General features: G+C 67.6%; 22 protein-coding genes. 4 read left to right on the forward strand and 18 right to left on the reverse strand.

Features of this window, described 5'->3' with window-relative positions:
* Positions 1-180: 180 nt before the first annotated feature.
* From AC56KW_RS06085 to AC56KW_RS06100, 4 genes are all read left to right on the forward strand, one after another.
* Positions 181-2,049, forward strand: a complete 1,869-nt coding sequence (locus AC56KW_RS06085; RefSeq protein WP_497169832.1) for a putative bifunctional diguanylate cyclase/phosphodiesterase — start codon at positions 181-183, stop codon at positions 2,047-2,049.
* A 72-nt stretch (positions 2,050-2,121) separates the two neighbouring features.
* The gene (locus AC56KW_RS06090; RefSeq protein WP_497169833.1) at positions 2,122-3,768 is read left to right on the forward strand and encodes a Na+/H+ antiporter; all 1,647 of its coding nucleotides are present in this window, start codon (positions 2,122-2,124) and stop codon (positions 3,766-3,768) included.
* Positions 3,769-3,873: 105 nt separating this feature from the next.
* Positions 3,874-5,052, forward strand: a complete 1,179-nt coding sequence (locus AC56KW_RS06095; RefSeq protein WP_497169834.1) for a DNA topoisomerase IB — start codon at positions 3,874-3,876, stop codon at positions 5,050-5,052.
* A gap of 21 nt (positions 5,053-5,073) precedes the next feature.
* Positions 5,074-6,123 carry an L-dopachrome tautomerase-related protein gene (locus tag AC56KW_RS06100; protein WP_497169835.1) on the forward strand — a complete coding sequence of 350 codons (1,050 nt, stop codon included), beginning with the start codon at positions 5,074-5,076 and terminating at the stop codon, positions 6,121-6,123.
* Position 6,124: 1 nt separating this feature from the next.
* Here the strand turns inward: AC56KW_RS06100 and AC56KW_RS06105 are convergent, their stop codons facing one another.
* From AC56KW_RS06105 to cydB, 18 genes are all read right to left on the reverse strand, one after another.
* Positions 6,125-6,547: a DUF4019 domain-containing protein gene (locus tag AC56KW_RS06105; RefSeq protein WP_497169836.1), complete on the reverse strand. Its 423-nt coding sequence runs from the start codon at positions 6,545-6,547 to the stop codon at positions 6,125-6,127.
* 92 nt (positions 6,548-6,639) lie between these two features.
* Positions 6,640-7,836: a nicotinate phosphoribosyltransferase gene (gene pncB / locus AC56KW_RS06110; protein WP_497169837.1), complete on the reverse strand. Its 1,197-nt coding sequence runs from the start codon at positions 7,834-7,836 to the stop codon at positions 6,640-6,642.
* 36 nt (positions 7,837-7,872) lie between these two features.
* The gene (locus AC56KW_RS06115; RefSeq protein ID WP_497169838.1) at positions 7,873-8,451 is read right to left on the reverse strand and encodes an SET domain-containing protein; all 579 of its coding nucleotides are present in this window, start codon (positions 8,449-8,451) and stop codon (positions 7,873-7,875) included.
* 73 nt (positions 8,452-8,524) lie between these two features.
* Complete coding sequence (locus AC56KW_RS06120; protein ID WP_497169839.1) at positions 8,525-9,016, reverse strand: VOC family protein; 492 nt, start codon at positions 9,014-9,016, stop codon at positions 8,525-8,527.
* A 14-nt stretch (positions 9,017-9,030) separates the two neighbouring features.
* Entirely contained in the window at positions 9,031-10,713 is a 1,683-nt protein-coding gene (locus tag AC56KW_RS06125) for an AMP-binding protein (protein WP_497169840.1), read from the reverse strand.
* A gap of 117 nt (positions 10,714-10,830) precedes the next feature.
* A complete protein-coding gene (locus AC56KW_RS06130) occupies positions 10,831-12,507 on the reverse strand; it encodes a 4Fe-4S binding protein (protein ID WP_497169841.1) in 1,677 nt (558 codons plus the stop codon).
* A complete protein-coding gene (locus tag AC56KW_RS06135; RefSeq protein WP_497169842.1) occupies positions 12,504-12,989 on the reverse strand; it encodes a DUF3306 domain-containing protein in 486 nt (161 codons plus the stop codon). The genes AC56KW_RS06130 and AC56KW_RS06135 overlap by 4 nt, the downstream gene beginning before the upstream one ends.
* Positions 12,986-13,435, reverse strand: coding sequence for a DUF3305 domain-containing protein (locus AC56KW_RS06140; RefSeq protein WP_497169843.1), 450 nt, complete (start codon positions 13,433-13,435; stop codon positions 12,986-12,988). Before AC56KW_RS06140 ends, AC56KW_RS06135 begins: the two co-directional genes overlap by 4 nt.
* A gap of 4 nt (positions 13,436-13,439) precedes the next feature.
* Positions 13,440-13,979: a hypothetical protein gene (locus AC56KW_RS06145; RefSeq protein WP_497169844.1), complete on the reverse strand. Its 540-nt coding sequence runs from the start codon at positions 13,977-13,979 to the stop codon at positions 13,440-13,442.
* A complete protein-coding gene (locus tag AC56KW_RS06150) occupies positions 13,976-14,428 on the reverse strand; it encodes a hypothetical protein (protein ID WP_497169845.1) in 453 nt (150 codons plus the stop codon). The genes AC56KW_RS06145 and AC56KW_RS06150 overlap by 4 nt, the downstream gene beginning before the upstream one ends.
* A 9-nt stretch (positions 14,429-14,437) precedes the next feature.
* On the reverse strand, positions 14,438-15,532 hold the full coding sequence (locus AC56KW_RS06155; RefSeq protein ID WP_497169846.1) for a formate dehydrogenase subunit gamma: 1,095 nt from the start codon (positions 15,530-15,532) through the stop codon (positions 14,438-14,440).
* Between the two features lie 9 nt (positions 15,533-15,541).
* A complete protein-coding gene (locus AC56KW_RS06160) occupies positions 15,542-15,760 on the reverse strand; it encodes a hypothetical protein (RefSeq protein WP_497169847.1) in 219 nt (72 codons plus the stop codon).
* Positions 15,757-16,440 carry a formate dehydrogenase FDH3 subunit beta gene (gene fdh3B, locus AC56KW_RS06165; RefSeq protein ID WP_497169848.1) on the reverse strand — a complete coding sequence of 228 codons (684 nt, stop codon included), beginning with the start codon at positions 16,438-16,440 and terminating at the stop codon, positions 15,757-15,759. Before fdh3B ends, AC56KW_RS06160 begins: the two co-directional genes overlap by 4 nt.
* 26 nt (positions 16,441-16,466) lie before the next feature.
* Positions 16,467-19,286 (reverse strand): formate dehydrogenase subunit alpha, encoded by a 2,820-nt coding sequence (locus tag AC56KW_RS06170; RefSeq protein WP_497169849.1) that lies wholly within the window; start codon positions 19,284-19,286, stop codon positions 16,467-16,469.
* 18 nt (positions 19,287-19,304) lie between these two features.
* Complete coding sequence (locus AC56KW_RS06175) at positions 19,305-19,523, reverse strand: formate dehydrogenase (RefSeq protein ID WP_497169850.1); 219 nt, start codon at positions 19,521-19,523, stop codon at positions 19,305-19,307.
* The gene (locus AC56KW_RS06180; RefSeq protein WP_497169851.1) at positions 19,510-20,205 is read right to left on the reverse strand and encodes a TorD/DmsD family molecular chaperone; all 696 of its coding nucleotides are present in this window, start codon (positions 20,203-20,205) and stop codon (positions 19,510-19,512) included. Before AC56KW_RS06180 ends, AC56KW_RS06175 begins: the two co-directional genes overlap by 14 nt.
* Before the next feature lie 74 nt (positions 20,206-20,279).
* Positions 20,280-20,408 carry a DUF2474 domain-containing protein gene (locus AC56KW_RS06185; protein ID WP_497169852.1) on the reverse strand — a complete coding sequence of 43 codons (129 nt, stop codon included), beginning with the start codon at positions 20,406-20,408 and terminating at the stop codon, positions 20,280-20,282.
* A complete protein-coding gene (gene cydB, locus AC56KW_RS06190; protein WP_497169853.1) occupies positions 20,408-21,415 on the reverse strand; it encodes a cytochrome d ubiquinol oxidase subunit II in 1,008 nt (335 codons plus the stop codon). Before cydB ends, AC56KW_RS06185 begins: the two co-directional genes overlap by 1 nt.

Raw genomic sequence — 21,415 nt, forward strand, 5'->3', positions numbered from 1 at the left:
GCATCCGCGGTTGGCATCGCGCCGATGCCAGCCGCCGGTCATGCCACTCGTGTTCGCCCTAAAACAACAGCATTCCAAATAGTGCGTGACAGGTACCGCGCCAGCTACATAAAATTTGCCCACGAGCAAAATTATGCACTCTGGAGAAATCTGTGGGCATGCTGACCTGGATGCTGCCTCATGGTTCCGACTGACGATATCGCGCAGTGGCGCGTACGTGTATTTTCCATTCTCCTGAAGATCGTGCTGGTGCTGGGCGCCTGCGCCGCCGTGCCCAGCATCGCAATGGCGCTGCGCCAGGGCCTGTGGCAGGTGGCCCTCATGGACGCGCTGGCGCTGGCCTGGATCTTCGTCCTCTGGCGCCTGGATCGCCTGCCCTACACCTTCCGCGTGCTGAACTTCCTGGCGGTGCTGTTCATCGTCGCCATCGGGCTGATGGTGGCCGTGGGACCGGTCAGCCTGAATTACCTGATGGCGCCGCCGATCATGGCCGTCATCCTGCTCGGCAACCGGATCGGCATCCTGACGCTGGCCCTCGGCGCGGCGAGCATCGTGGCATTCGGCGTGAATGGCTACGCGCGCCTTTACGTGCCGGGTCTGGAAAGCGAGGCGCTGCTGTCGTCGCTCGTGGTGGCGGTCAATTTCGGCTTTGTCGGCGCCGTCATTACCTTCGCCACCGGCACCCTGCTCAAGGGCCTGGCGCGCTCGGCGCGGGAGGCGCGCACCGCCGCCGACGCCGTGCACCGGCTGGCGTTCTACGACGTGCTCACCGGCCTGCCGAACCGGCGCCTGCTGATGGAGCGTCTCGGCCAGCTGGCCGAGGGTGTCCAACGCACCCGCTCGCTGGGCGCGGTACTGTATGTCGACATCGACAATTTCAAGACGGTCAACGATGCGCGCGGCCACGCCGTCGGCGACCAGTTGCTGCGCCAGGCGGCCGCGCGGCTCGAAGCGGCGGTCGGGACGCAGGGCTGCGTGGGCCGGCTTGGCGGCGACGAGTTCGTGGTGCTGCTGGACGCTCTGGGCCCCGACGCCGGGGCCGCCACCATGCGCGCGCTGGCGGTGGCCGAGGACATCCGCACCGGCCTGTACGAGAAGATCGTCATCGAAGACCAGCGCTATCACGCCACCACCAGCATCGGCGTCGCGCTCACCGCCACGCCGACGGCATCGACCAATGACCATGACCTGCTGCGCGAGGCCGATACCGCCATGTACCACGCCAAGGCGCGCGGGCGCAACGGCGTGGCCTTGTTCGAGCCGGGCATGCTGCGCGACGCCGAGCACCGGCTGACCCTCGAGCGCGACCTGGGCCTGGCGCTCGAACAGGGCGAGCTGTCGCTGCACCTGCAACTGCAGGTCGACGGCGCGCGGCGCCCGATCGGCGCCGAATTGCTGATGCGCTGGCGCCGCGCGGATGGCAGCAGCGTGCCGCCCGACCGTTTCATCCCGGTGGCCGAGTCGAGCGGCTTGATCGTGCAACTGGGCGAATGGGCGCTGCGCGAAGCCTGCCTGGCGTGGCGTGCACTGGACGGGATCGGCCAGCCGCTGCCGCTGTCGGTCAACGTCAGCCCGATGCAGTTCCGCCAGTCCGACTTCGTGACGCGGGTGGACAGCATCCTGCGCGAGACCGGCGTGCCGCCCGGCCAGCTGGTGTTCGAGATCACCGAAGGGCTGCTGGTCGACCGCCGCGACCAGACCATCGAGCGCATGCATGCGTTGGCGGCGCTCGGCATCCGGATCTCGATCGACGATTTCGGCACCGGCTATTCGAGCCTGGGCTACCTGACCCGGATGCCGCTGTACGAACTCAAGATCGACAAGGGCTTCATCCGCGACACCCCGCACGACAGGGACGGCACCGCGATCGTGCAGTCGATCCTGGCAATGGCAGGCCACCTCGGGCTGCGGGTGGTGGCCGAAGGCGTCGAGACCGAGGCCCAGGCCGATTACCTGGCGCGCCATGGCAACACCTGCATGCAGGGCTACCTGTTCCACCGGCCGATGCCGCTGGAACGCCTGCTCGACCATCTGCGCGCCGCGGCCTGAGCCGGACGAAGCGCGTCCGACACGATCCGCGGCAATCCCTTATCATGCTTTTTTTGACAGGGAGAGACGTCGATGGATGAGGTAGGTATCGTACTGGCAATGCTGCTGGCGGTGGTGGCAAGCGGCTACCTGGTGCGGATACTGCCCTTCGCCGTGCCGCTGCCGCTGGTCCAGATCGCGCTCGGCGCCGCCATCTCCGGCACCACCGGCCATGGCGTGCGCCTCGAGCCGCACATCTTCTTCCTGCTGTTCCTGCCGCCGCTGCTGTTCCTGGACGGCTGGCGCATCCCCAAGGTCGGGCTGTTCCGCGACCGCTCGACCATCCTCGAGCTGGCGCTGGGCCTGGTGCTGTTTACCGTCATCGGCGCCGGCTTCCTGATCCACTGGCTGATCCCGTCGCTGCCGCTGGCGGTCTCGTTCGCGCTGGCTGCGATCCTGGCGCCGACCGATCCGGTCGCGGTATCCTCGATCGCGGCGCGCGTGCCCATCCCGCCGCGCCTGATGCACATCCTCGAAGGCGAGTCGCTGCTCAACGACGCCAGCGGCCTGGTGTGCTTCCGCTTCGCCGTCGCGGCCGCCCTCACCGGCACCTTCTCGCTGGGCGATGCCACCCTCACTTTCCTGTGGGTGGCGCTGGCGGGCATCGCGATCGGCGTCGGCCTGACCGTCGCCGTGAGCTGGGCCCAGCGCCTGCTGGCCGCGCGTATCGGCGAAGAAAGCGGTTCGCCGATCCTGGTCAACCTGCTGCTGCCCTTCGGCGCCTACCTGGCGGCCGAGCACCTGGAGGCCTCGGGCATCCTGGCCGCGGTCGCGGCCGGCATCACGATGAGCTACGTCGAACTGAGCGGACGCGCGTTGGCCACCACCCGCGTACGCCGCGCCGTGGTGTGGGATACCGTGCAGTTCGCGCTGAACGGCATCATGTTCGTGCTATTGGGCGAACAGTTGCCGGCGATCTTCAGCGCGGCGCTCAGCGCGCCCGAGCTGCCCGCCGCCCACGACGTCTGGTGGCTGCTGGGCAATGCGCTGGCGATCAGCCTTGGCCTGATCCTGCTGCGCTTCACCTGGGTCTGGGTCTCGCTGCGCCTGACGCTGCTGGCCGCGCGGCGCCAGCAGCAGGCCGTGTACCGCCCCAATCCGCGCCTGATCCTGGCCACCTCGCTGGCCGGCGTGCGCGGCGCGATCACCCTGGCTGGCGTGCTGACGCTGCCGCTGGCGCTGCCGGGCGGCGCGCCGTTCCCGGGCCGCGACCTGGTGATTTTCCTGGCCAGCGCGGTGATCGTGGTGTCGCTGGTGCTGGCCAGCGTCGGCCTGCCGCGCGTGCTGCGCGGCCTGGAGCTGCCGGCCGAGGCGGCCCATGAAAGCGAGGAAGACCAGGCGCGCCATGCCGCCGCATTGGCGGCGCTGGAAGCGATCGCCGCCGCGCCTGTGCCACCGCCCACCTCGGGCTGCGACGCCGATGGTGCGGCCGAGATGCATGCCAGCGCGGCCGACCAGGTGCGCAGCCTGTACCAGTACCGGCTCGATGGCGGCACTGGCGCCGGCATCGCCCCCGAACGCGCGCGCGCCGCCGAGAACGCGGAACGCCATTACCGTCTGGCCGCGCTCGCGCAAGAGCGCACCGTGCTGCTGCGCATGGCGCGGCACAATCAGCTGTCGGACGAGACCGCCCGCAAGCTGCTGCGCGAGATCGACCTGGTGGAGGCGCGCTACCGCTGAGCACACGCAGTCTGCTGCGGACCGCGCCTCCGTTACATTGCGTACAGTGCGCGCAGGACCGTGCGCGTAGGATCGCCTGGAAGATCATCTTTCAGCGACCCTGCCATGCCCAGCGAAAAACCCGACGACGACACCGTTCCCAGCGATCCTCCCGCCGCCGCGCGCGCGGCCGGACTGCGCTATGTCCATGACGACCGGCCCGGCATCCGGCGCGAAGCCGCCAAGGAGGGCTTTGCCTATCGCGACGCGCGCGGCGAGCCGGTCACCGACGACACCACGCTGGCGCGCATCAGGCGCCTCGTGATCCCGCCGGCCTGGACCGAAGTGTGGATCTGTCCCCAGGCCAACGGCCACCTGCAGGCTACGGGGCGCGACGCCCGCGGCCGCAAGCAATACCGTTACCACCCCAAGTGGCGCGAGGCGCGCGACGAGGTCAAGTACGAGCGCATGCTCAAGTTCGGCCAGGCCTTGCCCGCCATCCGGGCCGAAGTCGACCGCGCCTTGCGACTGCCCGGCCTGCCGCGCGAAAAAGTGCTGGCCACGATCGTCTACCTGCTCGAAGCGACCATGATGCGGGTCGGCAACGAGGAATACGCGCGCACCAATAAATCGTTCGGCCTGACCACCTTGCGCAACCGCCACGCCAGGGTCGACGGCAGCGACGTCGAGTTCAGCTTCCGGGGCAAGAGCGGCGTCTATCACAGGGTCAAGGTGCACGACCGGCGCCTGGCGCGCATCGTGGCGCGCGCGCGCGACTTGCCGGGCCAGGAGCTGTTCCAGTACGTGGACGAGGATGGCGCGACCCACGCCATCGACTCGAGCGACGTCAACGACTACCTGCGCGCCATCACCGGCGAAGACTACACGGCCAAGGACTTCCGCACCTGGTCGGGCACCGTGCTGGCGGCGCTGGCCCTGCAGGAATTCGAGAAGTTCGACTCCGAGGCCCAGGCCAAGAAGAACATCGTGCGTGCGATCGAGTCGGTGGCCGAAAAGCTCGGCAATACGCCGTCGATCTGCCGCAAATGCTATGTGCATCCAGCCGTGCTGGACGCCTACCTCGACGGCGCCGCCCTCGAAGTGCTGCGCGAACGCACCGAGGAAAAGCTGCAGGAAGACCTGCACGCCCTGCAGCCCGAGGAAGCGGCAGTGCTGGCCATGCTCCAGCAGCGCCTGCGCCACGAGCAGGACAACCCGCGGCCCCCGGCGCCACGCAGGAAGCCGGCGCCGAAGAAGGCCGCGACCCGCAAACCGTCACGCTGCGCCGCCCCCGCGGCAGCGTGAGCGCATCATGGAGGAATCAGCATGACCGAACAAACGAGGATCGAACTGGTCGCCCGGTTCGAGCACCAGGTCACCGGCGTCTCGGTGTCCGAGGACAACCGCATTTTCGTGAATTTCCCGCGCTGGACCGAGGACAACGCCATTTCGGTGGCGGAGCTGCAGAAAGACGGTTCGCTGCGCCCGTATCCCGACGATCAATGGAATGCCTGGCGCAATGCGCGCAAGGACGAGGTGACGCCCAACGACCACTGGGTCTGCGTGCAGAGCGTGGTTGCCGATGGCCGCGGCAGCCTGTGGGTGCTCGACCCGGCGGCGCCGGCCCAGGCCCACCTGGTGTCCGGCGGCGCCAAGCTGGTGCAGGTCGACCTGGCAAGCAACCAGGTCGTGCGCACCATCGCTTTCGACGAGGCCACGGCCCCGCAGGGCTCCTACTTGAACGACGTGCGCTTCTCCAACGACGGCAAGTACGCCTACATCACCGACTCGGGCGTCGTCGGCGCCATCCTGGTGGTCGACCTGGCGGGCGGCAATACCGTGCGGCTGCTCGACAGCCATCCGTCGACCCAGATGAAGAAGGGATTGAACGTGAGGGCCGACGGCGAGGTGCTGCGCCGGCCGGACGGGCGCGGGGTCGAGTTCTCCGCGGACGGCATCGAACTGTCGGGCGACGGCGCCTGGCTGTACTGGCAGGCCATCAAGGGCGACACCCTGTATCGCATCGCCACCCGGGTGCTCGTCGAGCGGGGATTGAAAGGCGAAGACGTGGGCGACGCGGTCGAGGAATACGGCCACAATGGCGTCAACGACGGCCTGCTGTTCGAGCGCGGCAGCAACCGGCTGCTGCTCACGGCGGTGCAGGACGATGCGATCAAGATGCGTGACCTCGACGGGGGGCCACAGGCCGACGTGAAGGTGCTGGTGCAGGATGCGCGCCTGCGCTGGCCCGACACGTTCAGCCAGGGTCCGGACGGCATGGTCTACGTGACGTCGTCGCACATCCAGGATTCGGCCTTCTTCAAGCCGGACGCGCCGGCGGCGCTGCCGACCGAGCTGTGGCGCCTGGTGAAGTAAGTTACTGGACCATATAAGTCACTACTTTCCAGCTGCCGTCGGCCTCCCGGCCCGTGACCACGGTCTCGGTCACGCCCGCGCGATTGGCATACACCGCGCCGTACTGGATCACGACGTAGTCGGCTTCAGGGGCGCCGGGCAGCGTGCGCGTATAGCGCGCGCTGGTGAGGGAACGCGACTTCAGTTCGCCCAGCGGCGCTCTGGCGCCCTGCAGCATGCCGGTCCACTGCTCGGCGCTGACGGCACTGCGAAATGCGGTGCCGGCGGCGCGCCAGGTGGCGTCCCCCTTGCCGGCATCGGCCAGTCCGAGCCACTCCTCGGCAGCCGCGACCCCGGCCTTGCTATGGTCGGTTTCCTGGGCATGCACCGCAGCGACGGGCAAGGCGAACAGCGTGGCAAGGGCGATCGGTGCGAGCTGCTTCATGGCGGTCTCCATTTGGTCGAGAATGAACGAACCGGCAGCATAGCGCGTCGCGCCGCCGTACAATCTCACACAATCTCGCAGCGGCGCCGCGCTCAGTCGCCCGCGTCGTACTTGTTGAACACCTGGCGCAGATAGGCGATGAATGTCTCGTCCGTGCTCTGCGACTTGCCCCGGGTATCGGACAGCTTGGCCACCGGCTGGCCGTTGCAGCGCACCAGCTTCATGACGATGTTCAGTGGTTTGTACGGCGTGTCGTTGGTGAGCTTGGTGCCGATGCCGAAGCCGGTCATCACGCGGTCGGCGAAATGGCGGTACAGCTCGAGCGCCTTCGGCACCGTCAGCGAGTCCGAGAACACCAGGCGCTTGGTGCGCGCGTCGATGCGCAGCCTGGCATAGTGCGCCAGCGCCTTTTCGCCCCAGACGACCGGGTCGCCCGAATCCTGGCGCAGGCCGTCGAACAGCTTGGCGAAATACAGGTCGAAGTCGGCCAGAAACGCGTCCATGCCCACCACGTCGGTCAGCGCCGTGCCCAGGTCGCCGCGGTACTCTTGCACCCAGTTCTCGAGCGCGGCCTTCTGGAAGTCGCGCAGGCGGGTGCCGAAGGACTGGTGGGCCTGCAGGTATTCGTGGGCCATGGTGCCGATCGGCGTCAGCTTGAGTTTATAGGCCAGGTAGACGTTCGAGGTGCCCTTGAAGTATTGCGGCAGCTCGCGCGCCATGGTGGAGACCACCTCATCGTGCCACTCGCCCGAGTAGCGCCGGCGCACGCCGAAATCGAAGAACTCGAAGGGATTGGCGCGCGGCGCCTCGTTGCCGAAGGCGCGTAGTTCGTCAATCTTCTGCTGCAGGCGCAAACGCGCCTCGCGCAGCGCCACTTGCTGGTCGAAGCGGCGGAAATACAGCTCGTTGACGATGTACAGCACGAAGATCTCGAAGCCCATCACGTGCACCAGCGGGCCGCTGGCGCGGATCACCAGCTGCGGGCCGTCGGTGGAGACCTGGATGAACTTGCGCTGGAAGCGGAACAAGGTGAGGAAGTCGGCAAAGTCGCTCTTGATGAAGCGCAGGCCACGCAGGTACTCCACCTCGCTCTCGGTGAACATCATGCCGCACAGGTGATCGAGTTCGCGGTCGACGTCGTCCTGCAGCTCGGCCAGCGGATAGGCCGGTTCGTTACGGCAGCGGAATTCGTACTCGCCGGTGGCGCCCGGGTGGCTGTGCAGCAGGGCCTGCCACATCGTGAACTTGTAAAGATCGGTCTCCAGCAGGCTGCGGACTACGGGTTTCATCAAGGCTCCAGGCATGTGCGCAACGGGCGCGGCAGGCTATATTGTCGCCGACTTCTTCGCGCGGCGCTTGGGAGCGAGCATGGTGCCGGTGCAGCCCGGCGTGCCGCAGCGGCAGGCGAACAGCTTCTTGAGCGCCGGGGTATGGCGTTCGTCGTAGATCAGCGCGTAATTATAGTTCAGCTCTTCGCCCGCCTCGATGTCTTGCATGGCGTGGATATAGACCTTTCCTTCGTCTTCGAAGGCCTCGCAATTGGGCGTGCAGGCGTGGTTGATCCAGCGCGCCTCGTTGCCGTTGCGGCCGCCGTCGATCACGCGGCCGTCGGCCAGGCTGAAGTAAAAGGTATGGTTGATCGGGCCGCCCGCCTTCTCGGCGCGCCGGGTCGCCTTGTCCCAGCTGATGCGCTGGCCCTTGTACTCGATGATGCGCGCGCCGGCGCCGATGGCCCGGCGCGCGAAAACGCCGTTGCCGTGCACGGGGGACTCGCGTACTTCGAATAGTGGATCTTTCTTGCCGCCGTCTTTCTTGCTGCCGTCTTTCTTGCTGCCGTCTTTCTTGCGGCCGTCTTCGCTGGAGCGTGTTTCCGAGCGGTCTTTGGAGCGTTCTCTGGTGGTCATCTGGCGCCGAATGGACGATTGAGGGAATGCCTCCATTATGGCCGCAATCGTCGCGCTCCGGACGCACTCTTCATCAAGAAATCGCGGCAGCCGCGTGCAAGGCGGCGATCTCGATCTTCTTCATGCCCAGCAGCGCCAGCATGACCGCATCGCTGCGCGGACCGGCCATCAGCGACATGATCTCGGTCGGCGTCACCTGCCACGACAGGCCGAACTTGTCCTTGAGCCAGCCGCACTGGCGCGCCGCCTCGTCGCCGCCCTCGCCCAGGCGCTCCCAGTAATAGTCGATCTGTTCCTGGCTGTCGCACATCACCATGAACGACACCGCCTCGGTAAAGCGGACCAGCGGGCCGCCGTTCATGGCGATGCATGGCTGGCCGTCGACCTCGAACTGCACCGCCATCGCGCTGCCGGGCTGCATGCGGTGCACATTCCGGCCCGCTTCGCCGTAGTGCGACACATGCGTGATGCGCGAGTCCGGGAAGATCGAGACATAGTGCCTGGCCGCTTCCTCGGCCTGGGTGTCGAACCACAGGCAGGGCTGGATCGGTGCGTGCAGTTGCATGGCGTCGCTCCTTGCTAGTTTGCGTTGAAATCCTCTTCGCGGTATTCCACCCCCTGGCCCGCCGCGCCAGCCCTACCCGCTTCCTCGCGGCGCAGCTCCACGCGCCGGATCTTGCCCGAGATGGTCTTGGGCAGCTCGCGAAACTCGATGCGCCGGATGCGCGCATACGGCGCCAGGCGCTCGCGCGTGAAGGCGAACAGCGCGGCCGCCATTTCACGGCCCGGTGCCACCCCCGCGCGCAGGGTGACGAAGGCCTTCGGGACCGATAGCCGCAGCGGGTCCGGGCTCGGCACGATCGCCGCCTCCAGCACGCTGTCGTGCTCGATCAAGACGCTCTCGAGCTCGAACGGGCTGATACGGTAGTCGGACGACTTGAACACGTCGTCATTGCGGCCGACGTAGAAATAATAGCCGTCGTCGTCCACGCTCGCCGTGTCGCCCGTGTGGTAGTAGCCGGCCCGCATCACCTCGCGTGTCTTTTCCTGATTGCCTTCGTAGCCAACCATGAGACCGATCGGGTTCGATGCAAGTTCCAGCGCTATCTCACCCTCGCGCGCCGGCTGGTCGTCGACGTCGAGCAGCGCGATGCGGTAGCCCGGCAGCGGACGCCCCATCGAGCCCGGCTTGATCGGCTGGCCGGGCGAATTCCCGATCTGGCAGCTCGATTCGGACTGGCCGAAGCCGTCGCGGATGCGGATGCCCCAGGCGCGCTCGACCTGTTCGATCACTTCCGGGTTGAGCGGCTCGCCGGCACCGACCAGCTCGCGCAGCGCCGGCCTCCATGCGGCCAGGTCTTCCTTGATCAGCATGCGCCACACGGTCGGCGGCGCGCACAGCGACGTCACGCCGCAGCGCACGATGGTGTCGAGCACGGCGCGGCTGGCGAAGCGCGCGTAGTTGTAGACGAAGACGGTGGCGAGCGCATTCCACGGCGCGAAGAAGCAGCTCCAGGCGTGCTTGGCCCACCCCGGCGAACTGATGTTCCAGTGGACGTCGCCCGGCTGCAGGCCGATCCAGTACATGGTCGACAGGTGGCCCACCGGGTAGCTCTGGTGGGTATGCAGCACCAGCTTCGGTTTCGCCGTGGTGCCGGAGGTGAAGTACAGCAGCAGCGGGTCGGTGGCGCGGGTCTCGCCTTCGGGCACGAACACGCTGGCGACATGGTGGCTGTCCTCGAAGTCGTGCCAGCCGGCTGGCGCGCCGCCGACCGCGATGCGGGTGTAGCTCCCGGCCAGCGCCTCGAACTTGTGGGCTTCGCCGGCCTCGGCGATCACGTGCTTCACCTGGCCCCGTTCCAGGCGATCGGCCAGGTCGTCGCCGGACAGCAGCATCGTGGTCGGTACCAGCACGGCCCCGAGCTTGATCCCGGCCAGCATGATTTCCCACAGCTCGACCCGGTTCGGCAGCATCAGGAGCACCCGCTCGCCGCGCCGTACACCCAGGTTGCGCAGGTATTCGGCCACCTGGCTCGAGCGCGCCGCCATGTCGGCGAACGAGACCTTGCGTTCGCGACCGTCTTCCTCGACCACCCACAGGGCCGGGGCGTGGTTGTCCCTGGCCTGGTGGTCGAAGAAGTCGAGGGCCCAGTTGAACCGGTCGAGCTCGGGCCGTGGGAAGTCGCGGCAGGCCGTGTCGTAGTCGAGCCGGTGCTGCTGCAGGAAGTCGCGCGCCTGCACGAAGCGCTGGGTTGGCGTCATTGAGGGTCTCCTGGTGGCGATGCGCTGCGGGTGGAGGAGCTGGCCCCGCCCCCGCGATCTGGTGTCGAGACCATTCTGCCACCGATTTGCCGGCCGGTGGCGGTTTGCTCGGCTGCGTTACCTTCGCCGCAGCGGCGTCACCTGCATCTCGTCCGCCGGCGCCATCATGTCGATCACGCGGCAGTCGCCGCACATGCGCAGGCGGTCGAGATTGGCCGCGAAGGCCGGGTGCGCGCCGAGCCGGCCCAGCATGTTCTCGACCATCTGCAGCGTGCCGAAGGCCTTGTTGCAGCGGATGCAGTGGAAGGGCTGCGACTCGTTGAGCACCACCGCCCCCATGCGCTCGGGCGCGAACGACATGCGCGGCACGAGTGCGATCGCATCCTCGGGACAGGTGTTGGCGCACAGGCCGCACTGGACGCAGTTCTTTTCGATGAAGCGCAGCTGCGGCGCGCCCTGCCCATCCTGCAGCGCATTGGCCGGACAGACGCCGACGCAGGACATGCACAGGCTGCAGGTCTGGCCGTTCACGCCCAAGGCGCCGAACGGCGCCTTGGGCGGCAACGCGATGTGGAGCGGCTGCTGCGGCGCGTGGCGGTGCAGGTGGTCGAGGGCGTAGTCGAGCGTGTTGCGCTTGTCGACGGCCAGGTGGAACACGGCCGGCGCCGCCGGCGCGTCGCCGCGCGGCGCATGACGCAGGGCCAGTGCCAGCTCCTGGGCCGCCTCCAGCGGCGCACTGCCCAGCTGCAGCAGCTGGAAATGCGGGCCCACGTAGCCGAGGCCATCGACGACCGCCTGGGCGATCTGCATCTGCTCGCCGAGCGCCTGCACGTACTGCGGCGCTTCGTCGCCGGTGGTCAGGATGGCGATGCCGGCCGCGCCGTAGGCCAGCGCCGCCAGCCAGACGTCGATGCCGGTCGAGGCCACGTGGTGCAGTGAAAACGGCAGGATGCGTCCGGGCACGCTGTCGCCCAGCCGGGCCAGGATGTCGGCGCCGTGGGCATCGTGCAGCAACAGCACCGGCTGGGCGCCGCCGGCTTCGCGAAACGCGCGCAGGGCGGCCTGGATGCGCCTGCCCGTCAGCGGCACCGGCGGATAGACATAGCTCATGGCCCCGGTCGGGCACACGGTGCCGCAGGCGCCGCAGCCGGCGCACAGGTAGGGATTGACCTTGACCCGGTCGCCGTCGCTGGCGATCGCCTTGGCCGAGCAGATGTCGACGCAGGCGGTGCAGGCGTGAATGCCGTTGCGGCCGTGGGCGCAGATGCGTTCCTTGTAGCTGAAGTATTTGGGCTTTTCGAAGTCGCCGACCATGTCGAGCAGCTCATCGACCGCCTGCAAACGCGCCGTGTCGTCGAGGCCCGGAGCGTAGTAGCCGTGCGGCCGCTGGTGGCTGGCGATCAGGCGCGCCGGGCACAGGTCGAGCACCAGGTCGAACCTGCCCTCGCCCACCGGCTGGCCGGCCGCGCGCCAGCGCGCCTCGAAGGCGCCGAGCCAGCCCGCGAGCGCCACCGTCTGCGCCGCGTGCACCGGATACAGGCGCGGCTGGCCATCCGGCTCGTCCAGCAGCAGCACCGTGACCGACAGCGTGCCGGCCAGGCGGTCGGCCAGCGGTAATGCGTCGCGTGCGCTGCCGACCACCAGCGTGCGGCCGTGCGAACGGTAGTCGACCGTGGCGGCCGCTTCGACATCGGGAAAGTCCCTCGTTGCCTGCAGGGCGGCCAGGCGGGCCGCCCGGTCGCGGCCGTCCTGGACGGGGTCGGAGGCCGCCCCGTCGTTGAATCGGATATTCATGTCGTCCCCTGGTTTGGCGTGTCCGGCTCGCGTTCGGCCGCCGGATCGCGTTGGTCGTCGCGCTGCGCGTCCGTCCGGTCTTGCTGGTCGTCGCCCAGCAGCCGGCGCAGTACCCCCGGCGCATGCTTGAGCGACGCCAGCATCGCGTCTGACAGCGGCGCGGCCTTGTTATAGTCACTGATATAGATGTCCAGGCCGTCCATCACCGCGAAGTTCGGGTCGGCGAACAGTTTTTTGAGCGCCATGCGCTGCACGGCCTTGTCGACGCCCTTGGCGACGAAGGCCGAGTAATCCGATTCGGGCGTGAGCCGCGCGACGTCGTCCAGCGTCGGCAGCGGCGGATCTTCCTGCGCCGGCGGGGCCGGCGGGACGGCAGGCGGCGGCGACTCGACGGCCGGCGCTTCGTGCACCGGCTCCGGCGCCGACTTCAGGCGCGCCCAGCGGCGCAGGAACCCTTCCTCGGCCATCGTGTTCGCGCTCATCCGTGTTGCCGGCCCTTGCGCGGGCGCGGCGTGAAGTTCTCGCGCAGGTAGCCCGCGACCCAGCTGTAGATCTCGGCCGGCATCGTGACGCCGTCGGCCGACTCGCCCGAGTCGAACATGCGCGTGCCCTCGACATAGCTGACCGAGGCGCGCGCCGGGATCGCGCGGCCGTCTTCCATGCGCCACAGCACGAACACCTTCGATTCCGGCGCCATGATGTTCTCGTAATAGCCTTCGTGCTCGTCGGTATAGAGCTCGAGCTCGAGGCCCGAGACGAGGTAATAGTCGCGCTCCGTGCTTTCGCTCAGCATGGACAGGCGCGGCAGCTCGCCGCGGTCCGGCACCACGCCCACTGCGGACCAGCTGTCCATCTCGCCCCAGCGATGCTGTACCGACCGCCGCTGCATGATGATCGCGACCGGCATGCCTCCTTTTTTCATCGCCATCCCTTCATTGCTTGGGGGCGTTCTCGGGAACGCCCTTCTTGTTGACCGTCGGCGATGCCCCGGCCGGCTCGGCGCGGGTCGGGCCCTGCTTGACGTCTTCGCTCGGCCTGGCCGTACCCAGCTTCTCGCTCTTGATCGGCACATTGGCCGCGTGCAGCGCCCGTGCGCCAAGCGGCGCGGCGGCGGTCGCCGGCGCTGCGCCCGAGGTGCCGGGAGTCGCACCGGCCGGGGCCGGGGACGGTATCCCGGCGCTGGCCGGCGTGGGATCGGATGCGGCGACGCCGGTCGGCCCCGTCACCGGCGGCGGTGGCTTGATGGTCCATCCCTCTTGCGCCGCGCGCTGGCGCCAGTGGCCGCTGATCTCGTCCATCGAGGCGTTCAGCGCCTCCTTGTCCTTGGCCGCCTTGGCGTCGGCCGCGGCCTTCTTCGCGGCCGCGGCCTGGGCCTGGGCCGGCGATGGCGGCGGCAGCGCCGCCCAGGATGCGCCGGCCAAGGCCAGCCCGGTCGCGAGCGCCAGCAATGGGCCCAATCGTCTGGTATTCATCGCGTTCCTCCTGGCTGCCCCTGCGGCGAAGCATTGTTGGCCGGTGGCGCCTCGACGCTGCCGGGAGCAGGCGCGGCAGGCTGGTTGTCGCCCGACGGCAGATTGCTGCCCGGACGACCGGCGCTGGACGGCTGGGTGACCCCGCTCGACGGTCCCTGGCCGGTCTCGCGGGTCTCGCCGCCGATTTCGGCGCCGCTGGTATTGCCGCCCGAGCCGCCCGCGATGCCCGGGGTGCCGCCCGCATAGGTAGCGTCGGTCTCGGGACGCGCCGTCTGCGCCATGACCTGGCCGCTGGTCATGCCGCCGGCCGAGACCTGGCCCGGGTACTTGGTCTGGATGACGCCGTTGGCCGCCGGCGCCTGGCCGCGATCGCAGCCGGCCAGCACCACCGCCAGCAGCGCCATGGCGCCGATCGTCGATGCGATTGTCGATGGATTACATTGTTTCATCGTCATTCCTCAGTGCGCGGGACCGGGTTGCGGCCGGCCGCCCTGGCCCGGCACGTCGCGGCCCGGCACCATTTTGCCGTCCTGGTCCAGGCCCGGCGGGACGCCGGTCTTCATCTGTTCGTACCACAGCCGATGATGGGCCTTGGCCCAGTTCTCGTCCACCGTACCGTAGCGCATGGCTTCGTAGGCGCCCGGCGTGCCCCAGGTGCCGATATAGGCGTGGCCCATGGCCGCCGCCATATACATCGCCGCCGCCGCCACGTGCAGGACGTTCGCCACCTGCATCACATAGCGGGTCTGGCCCACGGCGAAATCGAGCACCAGGCCGGTCACCGACATGATCAGGCCCAGCAGCGCCACGCCGCCCCAGAACCAGGTCTTTTCGCCGGCATTGAAGAAGCCGGCCGGGACGTGCTTGTGGCTGACGATGCCCCCGCCCTGCTTGACCCAATGCCAGTCGGCGCGATTGTAGAAATTACGCTTGAGGAAAGTGAAGAACATCAGGATCGAGCACAGGATGAACAGCGGTCCGACGAAATTGTGCAGGTACTTCGAGATGATCGCCACCCACGAGAACAGGCCATGCCCCATCCAGGGCAGGAAGATGTTCTTGCCGTACATGATGATGATGCCGGTGATGCCGAGCGCGATGAAGCTGAAGGCCGTGGCCCAGTGTACCTGGCGTTCCCAGCGGTTGAAGCGCTGCATCTTGCGGCCCGCTTCGGCCACCTGGTTGGCCGGGCCGATGGTCCGGTAGAACACGAAGATCGCCAGCGGCACCGCCAGCAGGATGAAGCCGGCGATGGTGGCCAGCGGCCCGTTGCGCAGGTGGCGCCAGCTGTTGCCGCCGCGCTGGACGATGACGTTGCCCTCCTTGGTGCCGTACTGGCCCAGGTAGTGGCGGTCCATGTGCACGCGGCCCGATTCGGACTGCAGCAGGCCGGGATCGGGCACGACCGAATCGGCCTCGATCTGCAGCATGGTCTGCTCTTCGGCATAGGCCGGCGTGGCGCGCTCGTTCTTGACGCCGGCCCAGCTGCCCGAGAAGGCCAGCGCCGCCGCCAGGAACAGCATGGCGCGCAATAATGTCAGGTTCGCTCGCATCGCGCCTCCTCAGGGGTTGGCCCGGTTGTATTCGTTTTGCTTGCCGTTGCGGTTCTCGACCGTGGCCCACCAGGCCAGCCGGTCGTTGTGGAAGCGGCGCTGATAATGGCGGTCATCCGGCTTGCCGGCATATTCTCCCGCGATCCATGGCGGATGCTGGTCCACCTCGAGGCAGCCGGCCAGCAGCAGCAGCGGCAGGATCCATGCACAGGTCTTGAAGCGCTTCATGTCGGGAACCTCCCTGCATGGTTCTGCGAATCGCGCAGGTCCTGGTTGACGCGTGGCGAGTCGCCCTTGGCCTTGATCTCGCCGCCGCGCTTCGGCTTGCCGTAGGCGATCTTCCAGCCCCACAGCTGCGGGCCGTAGCCGCGCGTCTCGACGCGCTGGCGGTAGATATCGGCGATGATGTTCGCGTCGCCGCCCAGCAGCGCCTTGGTGCCGCACTGCTCGGCGCAGGCCGGCAGCTTGCCTTCGGCGATGCGGTTGCGCCCGTATTTCTTGAACTCGGCTTCGGAGGTATCGGGTTCCGGGCCGCCGGCGCAGAAGGTGCACTTGTCCATCTTGCCGCGGTGGTTGAACAGGCCCGTCTCGGGGAACTGCGGCGCACCGAACGGGCAGGCGTAGTAGCAGTAGCCGCAGCCGATGCACTGGTCCTTGCTGTGCAGGACGATGCCGTCCTCGGTGTGGTAGATGCAGTTGGTCGGGCACACCGCCAGGCACGGTGCGTCGGTGCAGTGCATGCAGGCGACCGACACCGAGCGCTCGCCCGGGATGCCGTCGTTGATCGTCACCACGCGGCGCCGGTTGATGCCCCAGGCCAGTTCGTGCTCGTTCTTGCACGCGGTCACGCAGCCGTTGCAGTCGATGCAGCGCTCCGTGTCGCAGATGAACTTCATTCTTGCTGCCATTTTGCTCTCCTGTCGGGATCGTCAGGTCAGGCCCGCACCACGCGGCACAGCGCCACCTTGGTTTCCTGCATCATGGTCACGGCGTCGTAGCCGTAGGTCCAGCCAGTATTGATGGCCTCGCCGCGCACGATCGGCGCCCCGTGCTCGGGATAATGTTTCTCGAGGTCTTCTCCCATCCACCAGCCGCCGAAGTGGAACGGCGCCCACACCAGGCCCACCGGCACCCGCTCGGTGACCATCGCCATCATCTTCAGGCGCGCGCCGGTCGGGGTCTCGAGCCAGACGTATTCGCCCAGCTTGGCGCCGATCTGCACCGCGTCGCGCGGGTTGATCTCGACGAACATGTTTTGCTGCAGCTCGGCCAGCCAGGGGTTCGAGCGGGTTTCCTCGCCGCCGCCCTCGTATTCGACCAGGCGGCCGGACGTCATGATCAGCGGGAAGTCTTTCGAGTAATCGACCGCTTGCACCGATTTGAACAGCGTCGGCAGGCGCCAGTGGTTGGACTTGTCGTCGTAGGTCGGGTACTTCGCCACCAGGTCGCGCCGCGGCGTGGCCAGCGGTTCGCGGTGGACCGGCACCGGATCGGGGAAGTTCCAGACATTGCAGCGCGCCCGCGCATTGCCATATGGCGCGCAGCCGTGGGCGATGACGACGCGGATGATGCCGCCCGACAGGTCGGTCTTCCAGTTCTTGCCCTCGGCCATGGCCTGTTCGGCCGGGGTCAGCTCGGCCCACCAGCCCAGCTTCTTGAGGAAGACGTGGTCGAATTCCGGGTAGCCGACGTCCAGTTCGCTGTGCTTGGTGGTCGAGCCGTCGGCGGCCAGCAGGCTCGAACCGTTGTGCTCGACGCCCCAGTTGGCGCGGAACGGCAGTCCGCCTTCGGCCACGCTCTTGCTCAGGTCGTACAGGATCGGCGTGCCCGGGTGCTTCATTTCAGGCGTGCCCCAGCACGGCCACGGCAGTCCATAGTAGTCGCCCTTGCACGGGCCGGAATCGGCGCGCAGCGTGGTTGGATTGAAGGTATGCTTGTTCTCCATGTGCAGCTTGAGCCGCTCGGGCGAGCAGCCGGTGTAGCCGATGGTCCAGCACGAACGGTTGATTTCGCGCAGGATATCCTCGACCACCGGCTCGTTGTGCACGACCTTGATGTTCTTGCACAGCTCGTTGGCGAAGCCCAGCTTGCGCGCGAACAGGTACATGATCTCGTGGTCGGTCTTGCATTCGAACAGCGGCTGGATGACCCGTTCGCGCCACTGGATCGAACGGTTCGAGGCGGTGCACGAGCCCTGGGTCTCGAACTGCGAGGCGGCCGGCAGCAGGTAGACGCCGTCGGTCCGGCCGTGCATCGCCGCCGTCATGCTCGGATAGGGGTCGATCACGACCATCATGTCGAGCTTTTGCATCGCCGCCTTCATGTCCGGCAGGCGGGTCTGGCTGTTGGGCGCGTGACCCCAGTACAGCACGGCGCGCAGATTGCTCGGCTGGTCGACGAACTGGTTCTCTTCGTTGACCGCGTCGAACCAGCGCGACACCGTGATACCGGGCTTTTCCATCAGTTCCTTGGAACCGAAGCGCGACTTGATCCATTCGTAGTCGACACCCCAGACATTGGCGAAGTGCTTCCAGGCCCCTTCGGCGATGCCGTAGTAGCCGGGCAAGGAATCGCCATTCGGGCCGACGTCGGTCGCACCCTGGACGTTGTCGTGGCCGCGATAGATATTGGCGCCGCCGCCCGGGATGCCGATATTGCCCAGCGCGAGCTGCAGGATCGACAGCGCGCGCACATTGGCGGTGCCGACGTGGTGCTGGGTGATGCCCATGCACCAGACCACCGACGAAGGCCGGTTGGTGGCCAGCATCTCGGCCGCCAGGCGCACGGCGGACTCGGGCACGCCGGTCACGTCCGACACCTTGTCAGGCGTCCATTTCATGACCTCGGCGCGCACGTCTTCCATGCCCCAGGTGCGCTCTTCGATGAATTTCTTGTCTTCCCAGCCGTTATTGAAGATATGCCACAGGATGCCCCATACCAGCGGGATGTCGGTGCCGGGACGTACCCGCACGTAGTGGTCGGCGAAACGCGCGGTACGGGTGAAGCGGGGATCGATGACGATCATCTTGGCGCCCAGTTCCTTGGCGTGCAGGAAGTGCAGCATCGAGATCGGGTGCGCCTCGGCCGGGTTGGAACCGATGAACAGCACCGCCTTGCTGTGGTGCAGGTCGTTGAACGAATTCGTCATGGCCCCGTAGCCGAAGGTCTGGGCCACGCCCGCGACCGTGGTCGAGTGACAGATGCGCGCCTGGTGGTCGCAGTTGTTGGTGCCGAAGAACGAGACCCATTTGCGCAGCAGATAAGCCTGCTCGTTATTGTGCTTGGAGCTGCCGATCACCATCAGCGCGTCCGGCCCGGCTTCCTTGCGCAGCTGGAGCAGCTTGTCGCCGATCTCGTCGATGGCCTGGTCCCATGAGATGCGCTGGTACTTGCCGTTCACCAGCTTCATCGGGTAGCGCAGGCGGTGCTCGCCGAAGGCGTGTTCGCGCACCGACGCGCCCTTGGCGCAGTGGGCGCCCATATTGATCGGCGAATCGAAGGCTGCCTCTTGCCGCACCCAGACGCCGTTGGCGACCACGGCGTCGACCGAGCAGCCGACCGAACAGTGGCTGCACACGGTGCGCTTGACTTCGGTCGGCACCGGGGTATTGGGCACCGGGTCGGCCTGGGCCGGCTCGATCACGTTCAGCGGCAGATGGCGCCCCAGCGCGCCGGCGCCGGCGGCAACGCCGGCCCCGACCAGGAAGCGGCGCCGTTTCAACGCGCTGTCGCGCGTGGATTTGACCAGTGACATAGTGGTTCCTCTGCTTGCCTACCAGTAGGCGGCGGTCTCGTAATAGCGGCGGATATGTTCCGTCTCGTGGTAGCCGCGCTTGACCTTGGGGTCGGGCGCGGCCGGTGCCGGAGCTGGCGCCGCCGTCGCCGGCGTGGCGGCGACAACGGCCAGCGCCCCCAGCGGGGCGGCCTTCAGGAAGCCGCGCCGCGCCGGGTCGGGCCGGTCTTGCGCGGCGTCAAGATCATGCTTGCTCATCGCTCTCCTCTCCTACGGCGAATGCTTCCGCCTCGATCGCCAGGAACGCCTGCGCGAAGCGGGCGACCAGGCGGTAATAATTGGCGCCATCGGCGTTGGCGATATCGTCCAGCGCGCGCATGCACCAGGAACCGAGATGGGCCTCGAAGAATTCGCGCTGCACCGCCAGCGGCTGGCGCTGGACGCCGGGTGCGCCGGCGACCAGCACGCGCATGGTTTCGCACAGCGCGCCGAGATGGTCTTCGAAATCGCCCCTGCCGCGCATGCGCGCCAGGCCGAGGCGGGCCAGGGATTCGCGCAGCTGCGCCAGCGGCGTGTCGTTCATGTAGCCGGCCAGGTAGCGCGAGCCATAGGGGTCGACCGGGGGCGAGCCGATGCTGATGAACAGCGCGGCGAATTCGTCGGCGACGGCGTGCGCGTCCATGACGCCGGAAGCCACGGTGAGCTGCTCCCAGGCCCGCTCGAGCGCCGGGTCGCCGCCTTCGGCGAGGATCGGGTCGCTGGACGCGAGCGCGTCGAGCAGCGCGGCGTCCGGGGCGGCCAGCAGCAGGCGGGACAGCAAGGCGTACAGGTCGGCCCTGGCCTGGTCTTCGCCCCCTGGCGGCATGGCGGGAGGGGCGATGGTGGCCACGGGGGCGACAGAGGCGCCGCTGGCAGGCGCGGTCACGCTGGTTGATGACACTGTGGAGTACTCCAGTTGTTCAACTTGTATCGTTAGTGTAGACCTCGAATGACATGAGGTGCGCACAGTTGCGCTTAGCGCATGCCGGCGGCGTGCATGACAATTCTTATAAGAAATGCGACGAGCGCCAGGGTGGCGACGCCGCCCAGCCACAGCAGCGCCATCCAGCCCAGCTGGCGCAGCCATCGGCGGCGCGTGGCCATCAGTGATACCCCGCGTCGTGCTTGACCTTGCCCCGGAATACCCAGTACGACCAGCCGGTGTACATCAGGATGATGGGCAGGATGAACAGCGTGCCGACGAGGGCGAACCCCTGGCTTTGCGGCGGCGAGGCCGCCTCCCAGATCGTGATGGCCGGCGGCACCACGTGCGGCCAGATGCTGATCGCCATGCCGCTGTAGCCGAGGAAGATCAGCGCCAGCGCCAGCACGAAGGGCTGGCGGAACGGCTTGCGCGCCAGTGCGCGCAGCAGCAGCACCATGCACACCACCACCAGGATCGGCACCGGCGCCAGGAAGGCGATGTTCGGGAAGGTGAACCAGCGCTCGGCGACGGCGGCAAAGCGCAGCGGAGTCCAGATGCTGACCGCGACGATGGCGCCCAGCAGCAGCCAGGCGAAGGGCCGCGCGACCTGGATCATGCGCGCCTGCAGCTCGCCCTCGGTCTTCATCACCAGCCAGGTGGCGCCCAGCAGGGTGTAGGCGATCATCACCCCCAGGCCGGCCAGCAGCGGGAACGGCGCGATCCAGTCGAGCGGCCCGCCGGCGAAACTGCGGCCAGAGACCGTAATGCCGTCCAGGAAGCCGCCCAGCGTCACGCCCTGGAAGAAGGCCGCCGCCACCGAGCCGCCGATGAAAGCCTTGTCCCACAGGTGGCGCTCGTGTTCCTTGGCCTTGAAGCGGAACTCGAAGGCGACGCCGCGAAACACCAGGCCGATGAGCATGAAGATCAGCGGCAGGTACAGGCCCGACAGGATGATGGCGTAGGCCACCGGGAAAGCCGCCAGCAGTCCCTCCCCTCCCAGCACCAGCCAGGTCTCGTTGCCGTCCCAGACCGGCGCGACGGAATTCATCATGGTGTCGCGGTCGCGCTTTTTCGGCGTAAACGGGAACAGCATGCCGATGCCCAGGTCGAAGCCGTCGAGCAGCACGTACATGAAGACCGCGAAGAAAATGATCAGGATCCAGATAACGGATGTGTCGATGCCCAT

Source organism: Telluria sp. RT2P19, assembly GCF_059685725.1.